The organism is Staphylococcus auricularis (genome assembly GCF_051172115.1).
In the GTDB taxonomy this organism is placed as follows: Bacteria; Bacillota; Bacilli; order Staphylococcales; family Staphylococcaceae; genus Staphylococcus; species Staphylococcus auricularis_A.
The window spans coordinates 1-266 of sequence record NZ_JBPIZN010000034.1; the positions used below are offsets into that span (position 1 = coordinate 1).

Sequence of the window (266 nt, forward strand, 5' to 3'; positions counted from 1 at the left end):
GTTGGCAAAGATTAAGACAATTAACAGATCAAATTGATAAAGAATATAATTTATCGGGTAACAGGCTTTTTTATATAGCCATGAACCCACATTTTTTCAAAAAAATCACTAAAAATATTAAGAAACATGGCTTAGCTGATACGAGTGGTTTTTCAAGAATAATAATTGAAAAACCATTTGGTGAAGACTTCAATTCCGCTGAAAATTTGAATAACTATATAAGACAATACTTCAACGAAGAGGACATATTTAGAATAGATCATTAC

At 28.6% G+C, this 266-nt stretch carries 1 pseudogene; it reads left to right on the plus strand.

The features are described 5' to 3' along the window. Nucleotides 1-266 (plus strand): annotated as a pseudogene (locus ACSBRB_RS10700) (glucose-6-phosphate dehydrogenase); the annotation flags it as partial.